Source organism: Candidatus Zixiibacteriota bacterium, from assembly GCA_035380245.1.
Classification (GTDB): Bacteria; Zixibacteria; MSB-5A5; order GN15; family FEB-12; genus DAOSXA01.
On record DAOSXA010000003.1, the window covers coordinates 73,800 to 94,028 of the forward strand.

Genomic DNA, 20,229 nt, shown 5'->3' on the forward strand with positions numbered 1-20,229 from the left:
TTCAATGCCGGTGAAAAAAGTTATCATTGAGAAGGCCAACCGCCTTTATCAACTGCCGCTTGATTTGGAGTCATACGTTTCTCCCAGGCGGGAGCATACATTAATCAAGAGGACCGAACTGATTGATTTGGCTCGCTTCAAATGGCCGGTGTCGATATCCGACCATGAACCTTTCGAAGCAACTTCTCTTGGACCGGCCTCGGTCGCTGAACTATCCGAATTGAAAGAAGCTATTGCCGACTGGTACGGATCGGTCCACGGAGTACGACTCAATCCCCGTTCCGAGATCATCCTTACCGGGGGAAGTTCCCGTACCGTAATGGATCTGGGGCAAGCGTTTATCGATTATGGTGACGTGGCTTTCGTTCCCGATCTGGGCTGGCCGGTTTACCGGGCCGCAGTGGTGGCAGCGGGAGGCGAGACGGTCGGGTATTCGGTTTCTCCTAAGAACAACTGGCACCCGGATTTTGCCCGACTCAGCACGCGACTGGGGCGAGTGGCGCGACTGTTGTTCGTGAATTCGCCACACAATCCGACCGGCGCGGAATTGAATGAGCGCGAAATGGCCAATCTGGTCTGGTTGGCGGGGCGAGAAAATATCTTCGTGATCAACGACGCTGCCTACCAAAACTATGCTGAAAGAAAATCGGTCTCGCTGTTGAGTGTAGTCGGCGGTCGCAAGGTCGGAGCCGAGATGGCATCGATGGCCTTTTTCTTCGGTCTACCACCGATGCCGCTGGGATTCGTTGCCGGCAGCAAAGAGATCATTGCCGGGCTCGAACATGTCCAGCGTTATCAGCGACCGTTTTTTGCCTCAGCCTGGGTTCAGATGGCTCTTTCGGCGATCAGAAAATACCCCTCAGAAGGATTATCGCAGGTTCGTAAGGATGGAACGCTGGCGGCAGCCGAAGCTTCGAAACTGCTCGATAAACTCAATCTCGAACGCCAGGATAGTGATACCACACCGTTTATTTGGGCTCGGATCGAGAAACGGACACCATCTGCTCGTGCCACCCGCGTTCTTTTCCGACAGGCTAAGATCCTGGTTTTACCGGGGATCGCCTTCGGTGAGAACGGAGAGGGCTTTCTGCGTTTGTCTCTGACGGCCGGAGCGAGTGCTTATGAAGCCGCCGTGGAGTCGATTGTCCGCAAGAAACGTATCATAAGGCTGGGGGACTCGACATGAAGGATATTATTCGTCTGGGCCGAATGCGTTTTTACGGCTACCACGGAGTGGCGGCCGCAGAACGGGAAACCGGCCGTGTGTTCGAGGTCGACGCTGAGTTGGAGGTGGACCTGGCCGATGCCGGTCGCACCGACCGTTTGACTGATACGATCGATTATTCCAAGGCATACGAAACGATTAAAGATATCGTCGAGGGAAAAGCATTTTCATTGCTTGAGGCGCTGGCGCAGGAAATAGCGCGGAGCCTTCTCGATTCATTCGATATTTACCGGGTTACGTTACGTGTGCGCAAACTTGCGCCGCCGATTGCCGGAAATATAGAGTTCATAGAAGTACAAATCACGCGGTCGCAGGCTGACACGGCCAAGCTGATCAGCGATCGCCGGGAACAAGAACAGGACGAAGGTAATGGCTGAAACTGTTTACATCCTCGCCGGCTCCAACATGGGCGACCGCGAGAAAAACCTGCATACCGCTCTCGACAAACTGAAGCGATTGGAAGGGCTCGAAGTTGTCGCGGTGTCGGGTATCTATGTCTCTGAGGCGGTGGACATGGATGATGAGGCGCCGGCTTTCATGAACCAGGTCATCATGGGGGACTATCAATACAAAACGACCGAATTGCTCAATGCGTTGGAATCGATCGAAAAGCAGCTCGGCCGGACCGGGAAGGGAGAGAAAAAGTCCCGAACCATCGATCTTGATATCCTCTTGTTCGGGCAGCAGGTGATCGAAACCGACCGGTTGTCGGTGCCGCATCGGGAATTACTCAACCGGCCTTTCGCGATGGTGCCGCTGCTGCAGATCGATCCGGATATAGTTCATCCCGTGACCGGGACAGCGGTGGCGGAGTTTTTGACCGAGGAAGGGCGTCAGAGCGTGATGCTCTATAAGGATCATGTCGCAAGAGATTTTTGAACCTAATTATATCGCCGTTGAGGGCGTGATCGGCGTCGGGAAAACTACCTTTGCCGGAATGCTGGCGGAGCGTCTCAAGGCCGAGTTGATCAACGAGGAGGTGTTCGAGAATCCTTTCCTGGTTGATTTCTATAAAAACCGCAAGCGATATGCCTTCCAATGTCAGTTGTTTTTCCTGCTGTCGCGGTTCCAGCAACAGCAACAGTTGATGGTGCGCGATCTGTTCGCTCAGCGTATCGTAGCCGACTACCTGTTTGCCAAGGATGCCATTTTCGCTTCGGTTAATCTAACCGAACGTGAACTGTCCCTTTACGACAAGATCGCACCGATTCTGGAGCGCGATGTGCCGCGTCCCGATTTGACAATTTATCTTCAGGCTTCGACCCCGATTTTACTACAGCGTATCAAAAAGCGTAATCTGACCTTCGAGAAGTCGATCGATTTCGAGTATGTCGAAGTACTCAACAGTGCTTATGACTATTATTTCTTCAATTATACCGACACCCCGCTGTTGGTGGTCAAGACCGATGGAATAGATTTCGTCAACAATCCTGAGCATTTCGATGATCTGATTGACCAGATTCGTAAGCCGATCAAGGGCAAAATATACTATGCCCCGGCGGGTGATTTGATAAGAGAGTGATGTATGCTATGGCCTACCTGGAGAACAGAAAAAAAGTAACCGTACAGACAATCGTTAAGCGTAAGGCCAAGGGAGAAAAGATACCGGTCCTTACCGCTTACGATCATTTCACCGCTCGCCTTTTGGATCAAGCCGGTGTCGATATCCTGTTGGTCGGTGATTCCGCCTCGAACGTGATTCACGGCTATGAAACCACCCTGCCAATCGGCATGGAGGTAATGCTGGCCCATACGGCCGCAGTGGCGCGCGGCGCCGAAGCGGCGCTGGTGGTGGCGGATATGCCGTTCATGTCGTTCCAGCCGTCAGTGGAAACGGCTGTAACCAACGCCGGACGGTTTCTGAAAGAGGCCGGAGCAGAAGCGGTCAAAATCGAGGGCGGCCTGGAAATGGTCGACACGATCCGTCGCGTGATAGAATGCGGTATTCCGGTGATGGGGCATATCGGTCTTACGCCGCAGTCGATTCATCGTTTCGGCGGACCCAAAATCCAGGGGCGCCTGGAGAAGTCGCAAACCTATTTGATCGAGTCGGCCAAAGCCCTCGAAGCGGCAGGCTGTTTCTCGATAGTGCTCGAACTGATGGACCGCGAGGTGGCCGCCAGGATTACCAAAGAGCTTACGACTTGCGCCACCATCGGGATCGGCGCCGGTCCGGATTGTGACGGTCAGGTGCTGGTGATAAACGATATCCTGGGGCTGCGCGAGGAAGGCTTCAAGCCGAAATTCCTGCGCCAATACGCCGATCTTCCACCGATCATCACTGAAGCGGCGGAGCGGTTTATCAAAGATGTCAAAGCCGGCGATTATCCAAACGACGATGAATCGTACTCGGATAAATAGTCGGTTAATCCTTCCGGGGGAAATAAATCAATCGTAATAATATCCAACAGATCATGGAGGAAAGAACATGAGATTCAGGACAGTTTGCACCGCCTTACTTGTAATGGTTTTCGCGGCAGCCGCATCGGCCGCTGATTCCACCGCAACCGGGTGGCAGAAATCACTTCAGATCGACTTCACAACCACCCAGACATCGTATTCGGATTCGTGGGTCGGAGGAGAGGCCGGTTCGGTCAACTGGGTGAGCAACCTCAACGGTACGGCCGAGAAGTCGCTCTCGGACTGGCTTGATTACAAGTCCAAGCTCAAGCTGTCGTTCGGTCAGACATTGACCCAGGACGCCGAGACCAAGGACTGGAGCAAACCGGTCAAATCGACCGACCTGATCGACTGGGAAAACGTTTTCCGTTTTACTCTTCACAAGTTCGTGGACCCATACGCCGCGGTGCGTCTGGAGTCGCAGTTCGCCGATGCCTCCAATCCGGACAAGAAAATCTATCTCAATCCGTTGAAACTGACCGAGTCCATCGGCGCCTCGCGCGACATCTATAAAAAGGAAAAAGACTTCGTTACGACTCGCCTCGGTCTGGCGGCTCGGCAGATTTTCATGCGCAGTGCTGATACTTCCACGGCCAATCTCGATATTGTCGACACGACCTACTTCGACAACGGTATGGAATCGGTCACCGATGCCGAGTTCGTGCTTAACGAGAATCTGAAATACACCGGCAAACTGACCCTGTACAAGGCGTTTTACTTCTCCAAGGAAGACGAAGTGGGCAACGATTATTGGAAGGCGGTCGATGTGAACTGGGAGAATATCGTCTCGGCTTCGTTGACCAAGATCATCACCGTCAATCTTTATACCCAGCTTTTGTACGACAAGGAGATCAGCAAGAAAGGTCGTTTCAAAGAGACCCTCGCGATCGGTTTCGTATTCAAGATGTTATAGGTTAAGACCTCTCGAAATCCCGGACTTCGGTGCCCCGCCCCTCGGGTGAAACGAAGGCCGGGTCGGGTGGGATATCACAATGTCGTAGCGCAGGTCCGTCTTCGAACCTGCGCGGGGCTCATGTGCCGTCAGGTGTTTCTGCCTGACGGCATTTCTGTTTGTGGTAGCTTTACACCGCAGGATCAGGGATCCTGCGCTATGAGGTATTCGTCAGGTGCCCCACCCCTTGGGTGGGATTCGCGAAGCGAGGTTTCGATTTCTGATTGTCTATTGGAAGAAACCGGTGAAATACAGGACTGCGAGCACCAGACCAACCAATCCCACGCCAACGACCGGGTAAACCCAGATCGGGATACCCGACTTGACCTCCGACTCGGGCTCCGGCGTCGGTTCGAACTGACGCGCCAGTTTGTCCTTGCGGTGTTGTTCGAACTGATCCCAGTCGTAAAGGAATTCTTCACAACTGTGATAGCGAAGAGCCACGCGAATTGCCAGCAATCGCTTGAGCATTTCGATTATATCGGTGGGGATATGCCCCTTGAGGTCGTTGACCACCAGGTTATTGGACTTATCGTAAGATGGATTGCGATTGGTCAGAAGTTGATGAAAGATAACTCCCAATCCGTAAATATCTCCCTGACGGGAGTTCTTGCGTTCCGGCGGTGAATACCAGTTCCGTTTGCGGGCGTTGTCGTAATGTATCGGCATCCCGAAGTCGGAAATCGCTACCTCGTCGTTGGCGCGGAAAAGGATATTCGACGGTCTCAGGTTGCCGTGAACGATATTGTTTTTATGAGCATGATCGAGGCCGGCCGCTACCTGCAGGATCGTCTCACAGGCTTTTTCCCATTCATGTGGGCGTACCATCCGGTCGGCCAGGGAACCGCCCTGGGCATACTCGGCGATAATAACGGTCGATTTGTTGTCGCCGCCGGCGCCGATGATATCGATGATGTTCTTGTGACGAAGTTTCTTCAGCAGGGTGGCTTCTTTGCGACCAGCCGTTCCCTTGGCGTGTTTCTTGATCACGTATAGCTTCTTGTTCAACTTGTTTTCGACCAGAATGGTCGAACTGAACCTGGTTTCCTTGATCGTGTCGAGATAGCGACATTTACCCAGGAAACTGTCCGAGCCGGTAACGCTGAAATCTTCTTTCTTGGTCTGATTTTGCTCGGTGCCCATGGCGTCCAGGATAGCGTCTTTTAGCTCCACAGCCGACTGGTAACGATCTTTCGGCTCGGACGCGAGACATCGCTGCACGATCTCATCGAAACGTTTGTCGATAGTCGCGTCGGCCTCCGACGGCAATTTGAAATGCCCGAGCGGCTTCTTGCCGATCAGTACCTCATACAGCATGATGCCGGTAGCATAAATATCGGTGGTATGGTCGACGTTGGTGGAACTGACCTTCTGCTCCGGCGACATATAGGCCAGGGTACCCATGACGACATCGGTGGCGGTGACCTCGGTATCGGCAGCGCCGACGATCTGGGCAATTCCGAAATCAGCTACCTGTGCGTTTCCCTGACGGTCGATCAGGACATTGGCGGGTTTGATATCCCGATGAATCACCCCGTTCTTGTGGGCATAATCCAACGCTTTGCAGACCTGGACAATCATCTCGAGCTTGGTCGAACGGGAAACCCGGTCGCTCTCAATCACCTCTTTAAGGGAGGTGCCGTTGACATACTCCATGACGAAGAAATAGCGGTCTCCGGCCTGGCCTTTGTCGATGATATGCACGATGTTGGGATGATTGAGCTTGGCCACCACCAGCGATTCCCGCTGAAAACGACGAACGATATCCGGATCTTTGGAAAGTTTGGAGTTAAGGATCTTGATCGCCACATCGCGGTCAAGGGACTCCTGGTGAGCGCGGTATATCTCAGCGATACCACCCTGGCCGATTTTACCGGTCAGCAGGTATTCGCCGATTTTAACCTGCTTTTTTTCCTGAACTGCTACAGTCATTGGTCTCTTTTCGCCAAAAAAAATCAGGGACAGGCCGTTTAGGCCCGTCCCTGTTTAGATCGGCAAAAGGGGGAGCAATCCTTATTTCAGCAGCATCATTTTCTTGGTCTGTGATCCTTCAGGACTGGTGATTCGATAGAAGTAAACACCGCTGGGCTGACTGTCGCCGTCAAACTCGACCTGGTGTGATCCAGCCTGGAGATTGGCGTCAACCAGCGTTACGACCCGCTGACCGAGGATATTGTAAACCTCAAGCAGGGTATGTCCGGCTCTCGGGAGTGAAAACTCGATCGTAGTAATCGGATTGAACGGATTTGGATAGTTCTGGGACAGGGCAAACTCGCCGGGGAGACCCTCTACTACGTCATCATCGACGGCCGTCGGGAGACTGACGATAACCGCACCTGGTTCAAAACCGGCCGGCTGATACATAGTACCATCGGGATCGGAAAAACCAACGCCGGTCCAATAAAGACTGGTGGGTGTGTAAAGCGAATCGAGGCCGATCGTTCCTTCGGGAGCAGCGGCCGACAGGGTGAAGAAAATCGTAGCCAGGATACCGCTGGTGGAAGTGATCGTGGAAATAGGGTAGGTGTCGATATTCGGGTAGTAGACAAATGACAGGGTGTCGGAGTTGTTGTCGATATGTTCGGCGGTGGACATCGTCGTCGGTTTGAGTGAGCCGACATACGAGATCGAATCGACCGTCAAATAGGAACTTTCGAACTGAATCGGGATCTGCAAACCGGCAATTTCCAGGTTATTGTTGGTAATTCGAACCGGCACGCCAAAATGATCGCCCGCCTGAACCACGACCGTATCGATCGAGATTACTCCGTTGAAAGTCGGAAACTGAGCCATAGCCAACCCCGGAAGAGTCAGCAAGGCCAGGATCATGACACCGATAGCTTTGTACCTCATACACTAATCCTTTCTATCGCACTTACAAACGTTATATCCGAATCTATATTGTGTGAGGCCGCCGAGGCAGTCCCGTGTGCTTGTCGATCTTCCTTAATGCAAACATCATGCCTTTCTGAGTAGCCTTGATATAGACTTGTCGAGAGCGGAGTTAACTACTGTTTTAACGAGGTAAGTCGCGAGGCGTCAGTTGGTTATGCTTTCTATAAGGAACTTCAATGTCGTTGTTCAAATTTTGCACAGCATCGTTAATGCGCATTAGCTTGCATTCTACATAAAAGAAAGCCGGGATACTGCATATCCCGGCTTGAAAGTGAGAGCATGTTTTCTGTAAACGGTGTTAGTATTTACCAATCGGTTTTAATGTTTACGAACATGGTACGGTTATCGCGCCAGATAAAGAAAATAATTTCGGGAGGTTTATTGGCTTCGACAGCTTCCATCGCCTCAGCCATATCGTCGACTGAGTAAATGTCATGGCTGTCGATACGCTGAATGACATCCCCGTAATGAAGCCCGCCTACTTCTGCGATACCACCCTGACGCAGTTCCGAGATAAAGACCCCCTTCAGTGTTTCCGGATTCTGATTGAAGAACATGTAATCATCGAAAACCAGATCGCGTACTTTGAATTCCAGCGCATCGCTTTCATACTCCGGAGCATCGGTTGCTCCGAGGGGGGCTTCGGCTAGGGTTACGGCCATTTGTAACGTATCCAAACCGGCGCCGTTGGGCCGTAGTAGGGTAAACTCCAGCGCGGTGCCCGGTCCCAATTCGGAAATAGCGCGACGGAACAATCGGGTATTTTCTTCGCGATTGACCTCTATCGGCTGACCGTTCAGTTCGACGATAATATCACCGACTTCGAGTCCGGCCTCTTCAGCGGGGGAGTCTTTGACCACTTCATTGACGATTATCCCGCCTTTGCCGTCAATGCCCCAGAAGTCCGCCATGTCGTCGGTTAAGGCCTGAAGCCTGATGCCCAACCAGCCGCTACTGACTTCGCCTTTACGGGGCGGATCATTGATCAGTTTAGTCAGACGGTCACCGGTGAGAACGCCCAGTAACGGCATGGCGTATTGACTCATGGATTCGGCAATGCCTCCATCCGGTGCGGTGTCCGAGGGATCGACGAGCAATCCCAGAATGCCGACCGCATTTAACTTCTCATCGTACAGGACCGAAGCCATTTCCACCTGACTGAACCCGACCGTCAGAGCGAATGATTCCGGGGCTTTTACCAACGCCGAGATCATTCCGACATCGGCAGCGATAGGCGGATCAATGAAGTCCGGAAGAATCATATAAAGCCCCAGCCAGTCGCCGACAGCGAATTTCGGGTTATCTTTGAACTGAACCGGTTCGAAATCCCAGCCTTCTGTGCTGACCGGTTTTATAAAACCAATCCGGGTGTATTGGTCGGTCCCGATATACTCCGCCTCAATACGCTGGCCGGATAGTGTTACCAACTCCACGCTGGTAGGTTCGGCCTTTACACTTATCCCGGTGAATGCGGCCATTCCATTATCACCCAGCAGATCGGTTCCGTCGAAGATCACCAGACCATCTTTGGTCACCACCGTGCCCAGGTATTGACCTTTTTGTTCGGCGGAGTGAATCCCGAACGAAACCTCGATCGACATATCGATAATAACCGTATAGCGTGGTATACGCTGTTCCAACTGCTCAAAATTGAGATCCTGAGCCACAGCCGCAGAAACCGCACAACCCGCCAGTAAGAAAACCAGAACTGCGAAAATCCCTTTTGCTCTCATGCCCACACCATTATTCATTGGTCTGTTCTCCCTCCTCCTCTTCTTCGGTTTTCACCAAAATGAATCTTGTCGCACCGCCCTGTTTAACCGTCATTAGCAACCGCGGGGTAGTATTAGCTCGATATTCTTCATAGAGTGTCTCGAACTGCTCCAAATTGCCAATAATCTCGTTGTTGATTCGGAGGATGACATCACCTCGACTCAGGCCGCCTTCATCAGCGGAGGACATCCGCTTTACGCCGACCACAAACACACCGGCAGTATCATCCAGTTGGTATTCAAGGGCCATCTGCCGGGTGATGGCTTTAACGGCGAACCCCCAGCCCTTGGCTTCGAAATCATCTCCCTGCAACTCGCCCAATTGGCGTGTCGTAACTGAAAAATGATACTTCTGATCTCCTCGCAGTACTTCGAGTAAGACCTGATCCCCCGGTTTATGGCTGGCGATGCGGTTGTAAAACGCCGGGAGTTCCTCTACGAATCGGGCTGAAACAGGCACCGAATCCATTTGCAGAATAACATCGCCGGCCTTCAAAAAAGCCTCATCGGCCGGAGAACCGGGATCGACCGAGGCGATCAACACGCCGGAGTTGCGGTCGGTGCCGAAGTATTTCTCCATCTCTTGCATCGCCTGACAGTGTAGACCGATCCAGCTTCGGGTAACGACGCCGTCGGCCATCAGGGCCTGTGTTACGTTCCGAACGATATTGACCGGAATGGCAAAACCGATGTTGTTCGCGAACAGCGTCGCTCGCGAGTTGATACCGACCACCCGGCCCTCCAGATCGACCAGCGGCCCGCCTGAATTGCCGGGATTGATGGCGGCATCGGTTTGGATCCAAAGGTTGTAACGTCCGGTTCTTTCGCCGGTAGGAAGGCGGACATCGGCTGAAAAATAACGATCCTTGGTCGAGATAACTCCGGCCGAGACCGAACGCGACAACGACAACGGCGAACCCATAGCCAGAACGTATTGACCAACCTGAACGGAATCGGAATTGCCGAATTCGGCCACCGGTACGACGCCGTGATATTCTTCGAGATTGAGTTTGATCACCGCGAGATCGGTCATCGGATCACCACCGACAAACTCGGCCGTTACCTGTTCCCGGTCGTACATGGTGCAGATAATGCGCTCGGCTTTTCCGGCGACGTGATAGTTCGTGACGACATAGCCATCCGGATGGAAAATTACTCCGGAACCGACCACCGACTGCTTTTCCAACTCACCGGTGAAATAGTTGGTCACTACCGGTTGAATATGCACCACCGCCGGCATGACTTTGTCGCGAGCCATGAATATCTGTTCCTGGAGGCTGGTAGCTCCAAAAACTGTAGGGGAAACTGCTATCAGAACAACGAGCAAGAGCAGAGTTGATTTCATTTTGTATCCTTCAATGTTCCTTTCCAAGGCTTTTAACAGAGTAAACGGATTAGAGTTCTTCACATAAACAAGAAAAAGAGACAGGAGCCACTAAAAACAAAGGCAGAGAAGAATGGGGAAGGAAAGCAACACCCTTTTATAAAATTGAAATGATCGCTCGTGATGCGGGCTTATTATAGAAGTCGTATGTCGTTCGAGCATCGGTCACAACACGATTAAATGCAACGACACCGGGCTGCCTGCTATGCCATGATAGAGTTCTTTGATACGTAGTTGCTGGGCTTGTTTCACCGGCGAGACTATCAAGTTAAGCTCAAAAAAAAGGCCCGGATTTGGCCCGGGCCCGGCGCATGTATGCTAATTGATCTTTACAGGTTATTTGAAATAGATATCTATCGATCCCATGCCCACATCCAGGTCGAGAGCAATGCTCGTGCGGGCGTTTTCGAAATCGTCGCTTTCCCATACACCGTCATCGACTTCTTCCAGATCATCACCGTGGAAGTCGATCGATGAAAACCAGCCATCATCGTCGGAAGTGATCTGGACCGGGATACCCTTGGGCAGCGTCAACTCGCAGGAACCGAGACCGATATCTATAGTCACTTCACAAAGCCCTTCGTAGTTGTCGCCTCGAAAATCCAACTCGAAAGAACCGGCGCCACCGTCAAAATCGAACTCCTCGAAACCGGAGTTGCCGATATTGTTTATTTCTACCGAGGCCGCACCGGCGTCGACCGAGAACATTCTCAAACGTTCCGGATTCTTGTCGCTGAACTCAATAACTCCGGAGGCAGCGCCGACATCGAGACTCAGTTCGACCAGCGGTAATCCTCCAAGCTCCATCTTGGCGTCGCAGGCGCCGATATCCATTTCCATTTCGATGGGGTATCGTTTGGAGAGCTTGAGATCCCAGAGATTGTCTTCCGTGTCGATATCACGCTTGGTCAACCGTTCGGTTTCCATATAGAGGGAGCCGGTCGAACCGTGTAGTTTATAGTCTATGTCATAATCCACCCGACGGGTATCGTATTCCAGATGCAGCTTGGCTGCTTCCGACATGTCCTCCGGATCGATGGTCAACTCACCTGCGGCAAAATCTATAGTGATATCCAGCTTTTTAGCGCCTTCAGCCTCTATCGTTCGGTCTACAGTCTCAATCGAGCGGGCTGCCGTCAGGCCGGCGCAAATCAGAATCGTCGAGAGTATTGCAGCCGTTTTAGTCATTGTCTCGCTCCTTGTTGTTCGTTGCCTTTTTCTGACTATAGATACGATTTTGCTCCGATGAGGTTTCACTATTCGATTCGCCGTTCCGGTCGGAGGTTGGCGGCGGTTCCGGGATTGGCGGCGGCGCCGGCGGCGGAGCCGGGTGATATCGACTGGGTTGTGATCCGATGTGTGGACGATGTCCGAATCGGGTTAGCGCCAATGCCCCGATACCGGTCAGGGTTGGGTAAATCGATATCAGAATTGCCAGTACCAGCCCGAAGATTCCCAAACCGTGGAGGAAGGAACTCGACGAGCCGAGCAGAAGCGCCACGATATTCCAGAGGAGCATGACGGCCAGAACACCGATCAGCGCTCTATAGACGAGCGAACGTTCGCCCAGGCCGAAGCGATGCGTAAGATAATTGCCGAAGTTGATCCCGAAAGAGACTGCACCGGCCACGATCGCTGCAATGTAGGCGAAGGGCAATAACGGCAAGAGCAGAATTCCGACCAGTGTAATGATCAAAATCACCGGCGCCATGATCAAGATAAATAGCCCCAGGAAGAATGTCTTGACGCGATTGTGATTGATGCAGTCATGGATATTCATGGTCAGACGCGGGGTAAGTGAGACCATGAGGAAACTGAGCAGGAGGATAAAAACCGACAGCGAGATGGCGACAATAAGGCCGGAGGCCGAAAACGGTACTTTTAGATCGGAAAATTCAAGCGGGGAGTCGGTTTCGAGGATCGTTCCGAGCACCTGTCCGCCTTCCTGAATTACTACCTCAGGGGCGTAAACGTCGCCGTCAACCCGGCCGGTCTTCGTGACAAGTACCCGCTTTTGGTGCGAGATTACATCCCCTTTGGCCCAACCCTTAACGGTAACCCGACCGAAAACCTCGATGTCTTCATCGACATATTCGTCGTAGGCGATTGTCACCGGTGTTTTACTGAATAGATCCACCTCGCGTCGTTCGGTGCAGCGTTCCTCGACCGCTTCCGGTCCGTCATCGCCATCGTGTTGCTCGCCATCCTGTATTGTCGAAGTCTGAGCGCGGTCGGGAGGGCCAACATACCATTCCTCGAACTCGAAGTCGTAATGCCATTGGCGACCGGAGGTGTCATAGGCGGTAACGTTATTGCCGTTAAGCTGGATTTCGTTGAAGATCGAATCCGTGGTGAGAAACTCGAACGTTTCCGTGGTGTCTATAAAAGTCTCCACGGAATCCTGGGCTGGTACTGTCACAGCGGACAGCCAGCCTAAAGCCAGTATGGCCAGGCAAGTTCGATACATTACACCAACTTCCTATGTTCGGCGCCGGTTTTTAGAAACCGGCTACCATGACATCGCCGGAAACCGACGAAATCTCAATCCGCGGACCACCGGCCCCGAATGCTCCGGCCAGCTTGGTTCGACTGGCCGACTCGATCGAAATCGGCACCTTGGTCGCTATTTCACCCGAGTGCGTTTCGATCGACAGATAACCGGCCGATCGTTCCGGGACCATAAATTCTATCGTTCCGGATTTAGTCTCGATGAAATAATCCCGTGGGCTGTTTAACTCCGTCTGGACGGAAACGTTGCCCTTTTCAGTCGACAGGTCGAGCGCTCCCTGAGTCTGCTTGATCCAGATTCGACCCAGTTCAGCTTTAATCCGGATATCGCCCTCAATCCATTGCAGGTCGATCGGCCCCTCCTTCTGACGTACCGTGATCGGTCCGTCCAGGTATTCACAACGCACCGATCCGAAACCGTTTTCGATATCAACTCGAGCCGTTACGCTCGAAAGCTCCACTCTGGCGCTAACGGCGTTGATTTTTATACGAGAGGTAACCGGAAGAGTTATATGAAAATCGACATCACCGTAAGCATTGGCGTGGCGACCGAAAATTTTCTCGAAAAAGGACCGATCGTCACCGTCGAGCGGTAAGTACTCGGTCGAGAGGCGGATGGCATCGCCGAAACGGTCGACGTTGATCTCAATTTTGTCCGCTATACGGCGGGATTTATCCCAGTCTTTACCGCGAATCCGCTTCACCGCCTCGATGATGAGCCGATTATCGTTGCCCCCGACCAGAACGATTTCACCCCGGGTGACTTCTATTTCAAGCTCCAGCGGCTTGTTCAGTTCGATCTCCTTCCGGAAGTCGAACCAGTTCTCCGCCAATGCGCTGGAGGCTAACACGAGCAGACCCAGACCGATCAGGAGCAGTCTCGGCAGCTTTATTCTTTGCATAAAGGCAATCCCTTGCAAATACCTAAAGTGCGGGCCGGAGTTTCTTTTTAAGAAGCTCCCGAGCCCGGAAAATCCTGGCTTTTACCGTACCAACCGGTATACCAAGAAGATCGGCTATTTCCTCATATGATTTATCATCTTTATGACGATAAATTATTACTTCTCGGTACTTATCCGGAAGGGATTCAATAGCTTCCTCAATGCTGATACGCTGTTCCTTGCGTACCAGCTCACGTTCCGGATGGAAGGAATAGTCCGGCACCTCGTATTCCACCTGGCCGTCTTTGGTTTCGACCGGCTGGTCGAGGGAGAGGGCGTGAATCCGCCGTTTACGGAGATGGTCGATTGAGGCGTTGGCCGCGATGCGATAGAGCCAGGTCGAAAAGCGATACTCAGAACGATAGGTGGCCAGGGAGGCGAATGCCTTCATAAAGGTTTCCTGAACCAGGTCGTTGGCGGTTTCCTTCTCACGTACGATTTTAAGAATGATCTGAAACACCGCCGGACGGTGTTTCAGCGTCAGTGCGGTATACGCTTTCTGGTCGCCGCTGAGTGCTTGCGCGATAAGGGCTGTTTCGTCGTATTGCAAACTTTCCACTTCTCTCGACTATCCAATACGCCAAAAACCACCCAACGGTTTCAGGCGAATCGCGTAATGATACGGACGGAGGGCAGGGCTAACAAGGGAAAAACAGTCTTCCTTATTTGGCTTACGAGGCTTTCCGGAGCTGATAAATAGCGTTCATGAACGCCTCGATCATGATGCGAGCGGTGTAGTCCGGGCCAGCCAGTTCGAAATTTACTTTCCCTTCGGGAGCCTCCAGCACTACTCCGACAAAGCGGTAATTGCGCAGGGTATCGGATGTGCCGGATGGTGTATAATCGCCCATAATCGACAACACATGCGTTTTCATACCGTCCGGCTCCCGATCATGAACCAGGGCGGCGGTACGTGGATCGCGGCTATCGGCAAAACTCATGCAATAAATCCAATGCAGCCGCTGGCGGTCGACGGTGATGTCTTTTTCGGGGCGGTAAATGACCAGCATTGCCGGATCTTTCTCTCCCTGAAGCGGACCGAAGGAATATCTCGCGGCATACTTGTCGGTCGGGCCAAGGTCTTTCCATTGTGAGGCGGTGGGGTAGACGGCGCCGGCAATTTCAACCGGTTTGCCGCGCAGATCGAACGGTTCCCCTGACATTTCATAAGGGATCTCGATTACGCCGTCATCATTGGGATAATAAACATGGCCGCTGTCGGCGGTGAGAGGTTGTTGATTCTGAGTTGATGGCTCCTGCCTGGTTTCTTTCGGTTCATCCGAGGAACATCCGGTCATGAGACCGGCCAGAAAAGCTAATGCGACAATGATGACAACGGACAAATACTTCACGATAAAATCCTCTCTTTGTCTCTTTGAAAATCCCAAAACCAAACCTAAAGATATCGGTCCCAGGCCTAAATGACAACCGCAATCTGGGATTGATAGGTTACCAGTCAGCCAAATCCAGATATGGCACGGCGTTTACCACCGGTTCACTGGGGCCGTGTTCTTTATAGCGAAAATAACCTGCAGCGGCGATCATGGCGGCATTGTCGGTACAGAGATTGAGGCTCGGATAGTAGAGAGTCATCTGATATCGCTTGAGGGCTTCACTCATTGTCTCACGGAGGCGAGAATTGGCCGCTACGCCGCCGGATAGGGTTACATGGCGAATACCTTTCTCGCGCGCTGCCCGAACCGTTTTTTTGACCAGCACCTCGACTGCCGCCTCCTGGAACGAAGCGGCGATATCCGCTTTGTGTGCTTCGAACTCCTCAGAGTCGAGCTTTTCGAGGTAAAGCGCTACCGCTGTTTTCAGGCCGGAATAGCTGAACCTATAACCCGGTTCCGCTTTAAGCGCTCGGGGAAAACGAACATAATCTCGTTTCCCAGATTGAGCCAATTGGTCCAGTCGGGCGCCTCCCGGATAGCCGAGTCCCATCAATTTCGCGACTTTGTCAAACGCCTCACCGGCTGCGTCGTCTTTAGTGCGACCGAGTATTTCGTAATGGCCGAACGACTTCACTTCGACCAGCATGGTATGTCCCCCGGAAACGATCAAAGTCAGATGGTGGGAATCGAGGTCATGATGTTCGAGGATATTGGCCGCCAGATGTCCCTCGATGTGATGCACCGCTACGAACGGCTTACCGGTTGCCAGCGCCAATCCTTTGCCGAAACTGAGACCGACTAGAAGAGGACCAACCAGGCCGGGGCCGATAGTGCAGGCGATCAGTTCGATCCGATCGAGATCGACGCCCGCTTCTTCGAGGGCGCTTCGATATATCGGAACGATTGTCTTGAGATGGGCGCGGCTGGCGACCTCGGGCACTACACCGCCAAACTTGCTGTGAATAGTCTGCGAGAGTATAACGTTGGATAAAATCTCCCGCCCGGCGCGTACGACGGCGGCCGAAGTCTCATCACAGGAACTTTCTATGCCTAATGTGAGCATGTCAGTGTACGGTGACCTTGATGGAGTCTGTCGACTGCTCCTTGACGCGGACTATGGAGGGGCAATCGATCTTGACGCGGGCTTTGCCGCCTGGTGTCACTCGGGCGAAATCGGCCGATGCGACCAACGCGGAGGCATCGAGTGAATCGACCACCTCGGGTGGGCCGGTGATAGCAACCCGGAGCTGTTGAGGCGTGTATTCGATAGTGAATCCTTCGGGCTGATTGAACAACACAATCGGGACATTGTCAAAAACTCGCGTGCGAATCGGGACGACCTCGATATCGAGCTGTACCGAATCCGGATCGACTTTGACGCCGTATCCTTCCGGAGCCTGTAACGGCAGGGTCAGACTAAGGTTGTTGCGCAGACCGCTTAATTCACGGTGAACGGTATAGACGGTCGTGAAGGAATTCAAGAGTGAGCGCGGTCCGGTAACCTTTGCTTCGGTGGGTTGAGGCACGGATATCCCCTTGACGGCGAATCCATCGTCCGGGAGAGTGGTGACATCGACCGTAACAGGCAATGTGGTTTCACTGAGGCGGTCAATCGAAAGTTCGATTGAGGTGGGGAATACCACCGATTGCAACGAGACTTCCTCGTTGGCGCTGACCATACCGACATTGACCGGGCTAAGATTCAAAGTATGCCGACCGGCCGGCAAGGCTGAGGCGTTAATCCGTAATCCCTCGCGTCGCCAGCTACGACGAAGAAGCTGTTTGCCGCTGGCCGAGACGATTACCTCAAGCGAGTCCGGCGGACTTTTAGAAAGAGTCAGATCGGTATCGAGGACGATATCGGTGACGGCCAGTTGCACCTGATGGTGGTAATTCTTCTCGGTAGCGACATGAAACCAGAGCAGCAAACCCAGCAGAATAGCTGCGATCTTGATAGGGAGGTTGTCTAACAGACTACGCATCCAACTGATTTCCGTATCGAATTACCACTATAGTTATCGGGCTAAGTTTACATTGTCGAAAGTCCACAAGCAACCTTAATAACAGCGGCCTTCAATCGACTCGATCGGGATTGTTCCACCAGAAGCGGGTGAGTCCCCTGTCGGTTCCGATCCAGACAAAATCTCCATCCATGAGCAGGCTGTTGATATCATCGGTAGGGAGACCGTCGGAAGTAGTGAAACGTCGACTGGAGTGGTGTGGATCGGTGTAATAGATCATAGTCAAACCGCGCCAGGTACCGGCCATGACCACGACCTCGTTGACGGCTAATGCCTGGATTTCATCCAGGCCGTAGCTGGCGACCAGGAAATTATCGATGCTGCCGGTTTTTACGTTCAACCGCACCAAACCGTCTCGAGTAGCGAACCAGAGGTCATCGCCGAAATACTGAATCAGTCTGACCTGAGTGGATAAAAGCCGTTCCCGGTCGGCTGCTCGCTGGAGTTTGCCGGTACTCGGGAAATAACGAAAAGCGCCGTCGTCGGTTGCCAGCCAGACGGTAGTGTCGACTATTTCGAGATCATAGACCGGCAGATTGTTCAACTGCCCCGGACGCACTACCAGGAGTGATTCGGCATCAGGGACCAGGATATCGAGGCCTCGTTCGGTGCCGATGAACAATAAGCCATGATCGGTTGCCAGACTGAGGATATTGTTGTCGGAAAGGCCCGAAAGTGATGAATAACGGCGCTCCACCTGGCGATTATCACGATTCATCACCATCAGTCCGTATGAAGTTCCGAGGTAATAATAATCCTCAGAGGCAGTCAGACAGTTGATATCGGTTGCCGGAAAGGTATTGTCAAGACCGGATTCGATATGACTGAACGTCAGGCTGTCGGGATCGAACAGGGTTAATCCGGTGCGGGCATCGCTGAACAACTCGCCGCCGATCAGTAACTTGTTCTCGACCGGTATAATCGCATTGACTCGTTCCTGCAACAACCCGAACGGCAGCAACTCGATAACGTTGGCGCCCGTTCCGGCTACTGCTCCGCCGTAACCCCAGGTGCCGATCCACAATCGCCCGGAGCCGTCGTCCACGACATCGGTAAAGCTGTAGAACTGACCGTTGGGATCGATCAGGCGGCCTTCGGCATCATAATTATAGCCAAACGGCGGGTAGAGCAGCGGCAGGCTGGAAATATGTTTACTGTCGTTGTTCAAAGTCGGAAGCTGATCGATAGAATACCATTGTTCGAAAAACGGATCGTATTCAAAAAGTTCGTCGGAGGTGCGGGCATAGACATGTTCGTCGAACAGGCTGGTCCAGATTTCCTGAATGTCCTGATGATCGATACCCTCAGATCCGGTCAATGGGTCTTTCCAGACATCGAGAGATTTGTCGTAGTGGATGACGCCGTTGGTAGTGGCAAAATAAGTACTACTCATCGAGCAGGCAACCGAGCGAACGAAATTGAAGTTCGACCAGGTCACCATTTGTCCCTTTTCGTAGGCCGGAACTTCCGGGGTCAACAGTGTAATCAGGATTAACAGCGTCAGCAGAGGAGATATTGTTTGTCTCATTTGTTTTCTTGTCCCAGGGTGTCCAGCAACGTAGCGCAGATCAATGCCGTACCGTAGAACAGCGATCGCTCATCGGCCATGAATCGCGATGAGTGCCAGGGTTTGTCGGCTCCAATTTTCTTATTGCGTATTCCGAGCCTGAACATCGCGCCGGGGACGTGTTCCAGATACCTGGCAAAATCCTCGCCTCCCAGCACCAGTTCGGTGGTCTCCACGTCTTTTACCGAGAAGAGCTCCGCATAGTTTCGTTTCAGAAGGGTGTTAATCCGAGCGTCGTTGATCAGTATCGGGTATCGTCCCACGATATCCATTCTGACCTTTGCGCTATGTGCTCGGGCAATAGCCTCAACAGTGCGCTTGATCAATTTGGGGATTTTCTCGACCAGCTTAGGGTCGAGCGTTCGGGCCGTGCCGCACAGACGGATCTCTTCGGCAACGGTATTGCGAGCCCGGCCCCCTTCGATCTGACCGAAACCGATTGCCGCCGTCGAGAGCGGATCGATCTCACGTGAGACGATTTTCTGCAACGACTCGACTATCTCACAGGCGACCGGGAGAGCGTCGATACATTCGTGCGGGCGAGCCACATGACCGGTGCGGCCGGTAACCGTCAGGTCGAAATCGGTCACGGCAGCCATGGTCGGGCCGTCGCGAAGGCTGATTTTACCTACGTCGGTGCGCGGATCGTTGTGCAGGCCGAGGAGCATGGACACATTGTCCAGAGCACCTTCATTGATCATCTCAACTGCGCCGCCGGGAGGCATTTCTTCGGCCGGTTGAAAAAGAAACCGCACCGTACCGTGAAGATGCTCTCGCAATCCGACCATAACCGCGGCTACTCCCAGCACGACCGCCATGTGTATGTCATGACCACAGGCATGCATGCAGCCCTCGATTGCGGACGCGAACGGAAGGCCGGTTCTTTCGAACACCGGGAGGGCGTCGATATCGCTGCGAACCGCGATAATAGGTCCGGGATGTTTTCCCTTCAGTTCCGCCAATACACCGGTTGGCATTTTCAATCGACGTATTTTCAGACCGAACTTCTCCAACAACTCACGAATGTAGACAGTGGTGTTGGATTCCTCGCCGGAGAGTTCGGGGTGACGGTGCAGATGACGACGCCAATCAAGCTGATCGTTATAGATCTGCTCGACAAGACCTAAAATGTCGGGTTTCATACCGGTAGCATAGAATGGCTGCCGGAGG

General features: G+C 52.8%; 19 protein-coding genes. 6 read left to right on the plus strand and 13 right to left on the minus strand.

What is annotated here, in order from left to right; translation table 11 throughout:
* The first annotated feature begins 4 nt into the window (after positions 1-4).
* From PLF13_10715 to PLF13_10740, 6 genes are all read left to right on the plus strand, one after another.
* Positions 5-1,186, plus strand: a complete 1,182-nt coding sequence (locus PLF13_10715; protein ID HOP07749.1) for a pyridoxal phosphate-dependent aminotransferase — start codon at positions 5-7, stop codon at positions 1,184-1,186.
* On the plus strand, positions 1,183-1,602 hold the full coding sequence (folB, locus tag PLF13_10720) for a dihydroneopterin aldolase (GenBank protein HOP07750.1): 420 nt from the start codon (positions 1,183-1,185) through the stop codon (positions 1,600-1,602). Before PLF13_10715 ends, folB begins: the two co-directional genes overlap by 4 nt.
* Positions 1,595-2,104, plus strand: a complete 510-nt coding sequence (folK, locus tag PLF13_10725; protein ID HOP07751.1) for a 2-amino-4-hydroxy-6-hydroxymethyldihydropteridine diphosphokinase — start codon at positions 1,595-1,597, stop codon at positions 2,102-2,104. Before folB ends, folK begins: the two co-directional genes overlap by 8 nt.
* Positions 2,085-2,747, plus strand: coding sequence for a deoxynucleoside kinase (locus tag PLF13_10730; GenBank protein HOP07752.1), 663 nt, complete (start codon positions 2,085-2,087; stop codon positions 2,745-2,747). Before folK ends, PLF13_10730 begins: the two co-directional genes overlap by 20 nt.
* An 8-nt stretch (positions 2,748-2,755) precedes the next feature.
* On the plus strand, positions 2,756-3,586 hold the full coding sequence (gene panB / locus PLF13_10735; protein ID HOP07753.1) for a 3-methyl-2-oxobutanoate hydroxymethyltransferase: 831 nt from the start codon (positions 2,756-2,758) through the stop codon (positions 3,584-3,586).
* 67 nt (positions 3,587-3,653) lie between these two features.
* Positions 3,654-4,538 (plus strand): DUF3078 domain-containing protein, encoded by an 885-nt coding sequence (locus PLF13_10740; protein ID HOP07754.1) that lies wholly within the window; start codon positions 3,654-3,656, stop codon positions 4,536-4,538.
* Between the two features lie 267 nt (positions 4,539-4,805).
* Here PLF13_10740 and PLF13_10745 read toward each other — a convergent pair whose 3' ends face one another.
* From PLF13_10745 to PLF13_10805, 13 genes are all read right to left on the minus strand, one after another.
* A complete protein-coding gene (locus tag PLF13_10745; protein ID HOP07755.1) occupies positions 4,806-6,509 on the minus strand; it encodes a protein kinase in 1,704 nt (567 codons plus the stop codon).
* 81 nt (positions 6,510-6,590) lie between these two features.
* Positions 6,591-7,430, minus strand: coding sequence for a T9SS type A sorting domain-containing protein (locus tag PLF13_10750; protein HOP07756.1), 840 nt, complete (start codon positions 7,428-7,430; stop codon positions 6,591-6,593).
* Positions 7,431-7,777: 347 nt separating this feature from the next.
* Entirely contained in the window at positions 7,778-9,223 is a 1,446-nt protein-coding gene (locus PLF13_10755; protein ID HOP07757.1) for a PDZ domain-containing protein, read from the minus strand.
* A complete protein-coding gene (locus PLF13_10760; protein ID HOP07758.1) occupies positions 9,216-10,589 on the minus strand; it encodes a trypsin-like peptidase domain-containing protein in 1,374 nt (457 codons plus the stop codon). The genes PLF13_10755 and PLF13_10760 overlap by 8 nt, the downstream gene beginning before the upstream one ends.
* Positions 10,590-10,964: 375 nt before the next feature.
* Positions 10,965-11,816, minus strand: coding sequence for a toast rack family protein (locus PLF13_10765; protein ID HOP07759.1), 852 nt, complete (start codon positions 11,814-11,816; stop codon positions 10,965-10,967).
* Positions 11,809-13,095 (minus strand): polymer-forming cytoskeletal protein, encoded by a 1,287-nt coding sequence (locus PLF13_10770; protein HOP07760.1) that lies wholly within the window; start codon positions 13,093-13,095, stop codon positions 11,809-11,811. Before PLF13_10770 ends, PLF13_10765 begins: the two co-directional genes overlap by 8 nt.
* Positions 13,096-13,126: 31 nt before the next feature.
* Positions 13,127-14,038 carry a DUF4097 family beta strand repeat-containing protein gene (locus tag PLF13_10775; protein ID HOP07761.1) on the minus strand — a complete coding sequence of 304 codons (912 nt, stop codon included), beginning with the start codon at positions 14,036-14,038 and terminating at the stop codon, positions 13,127-13,129.
* Between the two features lie 22 nt (positions 14,039-14,060).
* Positions 14,061-14,636, minus strand: coding sequence for a sigma-70 family RNA polymerase sigma factor (locus PLF13_10780; GenBank protein ID HOP07762.1), 576 nt, complete (start codon positions 14,634-14,636; stop codon positions 14,061-14,063).
* A 112-nt stretch (positions 14,637-14,748) separates the two neighbouring features.
* Entirely contained in the window at positions 14,749-15,429 is a 681-nt protein-coding gene (locus PLF13_10785; protein HOP07763.1) for a hypothetical protein, read from the minus strand.
* Between the two features lie 97 nt (positions 15,430-15,526).
* Positions 15,527-16,534, minus strand: a complete 1,008-nt coding sequence (gene tsaD, locus PLF13_10790; protein ID HOP07764.1) for a tRNA (adenosine(37)-N6)-threonylcarbamoyltransferase complex transferase subunit TsaD — start codon at positions 16,532-16,534, stop codon at positions 15,527-15,529.
* Position 16,535: 1 nt separating this feature from the next.
* Entirely contained in the window at positions 16,536-17,453 is a 918-nt protein-coding gene (locus tag PLF13_10795; GenBank protein HOP07765.1) for a CdaR family protein, read from the minus strand.
* Between the two features lie 91 nt (positions 17,454-17,544).
* The gene (locus PLF13_10800) at positions 17,545-19,020 is read right to left on the minus strand and encodes a hypothetical protein (protein ID HOP07766.1); all 1,476 of its coding nucleotides are present in this window, start codon (positions 19,018-19,020) and stop codon (positions 17,545-17,547) included.
* Positions 19,017-20,201: a M20 family metallopeptidase gene (locus tag PLF13_10805; protein HOP07767.1), complete on the minus strand. Its 1,185-nt coding sequence runs from the start codon at positions 20,199-20,201 to the stop codon at positions 19,017-19,019. The genes PLF13_10800 and PLF13_10805 overlap by 4 nt, the downstream gene beginning before the upstream one ends.
* Positions 20,202-20,229: the final 28 nt, after the last annotated feature.